At 40.5% G+C, this 519-nt stretch carries 1 pseudogene; it reads left to right on the forward strand.

The window, feature by feature from the left end:
* Positions 1-495, forward strand: a pseudogene (locus tag H5187_RS25275) (IS4 family transposase); the annotation flags it as partial.
* Positions 496-519: the final 24 nt, after the last annotated feature.

The raw sequence follows: 519 nt of genomic DNA on the forward strand, positions 1-519 counted from the left end.
CTGGTTGGCAAAGGGCATAAGTTATTAAAAAGAGATAAAAAACGTGGTTATAAGGAGCCTTGGCTACTCGTTTCTTCACTTCCAAAAAGGCACCACTTTCTCGAAAAAGTGCTCAAATTATATGGTATGAGAATGCAGATAGAAGCAGGATTTCGAGATCAAAAAAGTGTTAGGTTCGGCTTAGGCTCAGATCTGCACAGGACAAACAAACTCTATCGATTAGACATACTGTTACTGCTTGCCACACTGGCTCATTGGTTCTCAATGATGCTGGGTGCAGTGATAGACAAAGCAGGAAAGACAGGCTCTTTTCAAGCTAACTCAACCAAAAGGAGGCGAGTAGTGTCATGGGCATTTGTTGGATTGCGATACGTCAAAAAACAGTCCATTAAATTGCGACGGCGAGATTATTTGGAAGGACTAGCCTATTTCGTACAGGTAGTAGTGCAAATCGATTGGAAAAATATGGATGTGAGTGATGTAATTGAAACTTAATAATTATTTTTGGGGATCCCTTAG

It is taken from the genome of Pseudoalteromonas sp. SG44-1 (assembly GCF_014164315.1).
Taxonomy (GTDB): Bacteria; Pseudomonadota; Gammaproteobacteria; order Enterobacterales; family Alteromonadaceae; genus Pseudoalteromonas; species Pseudoalteromonas rhizosphaerae.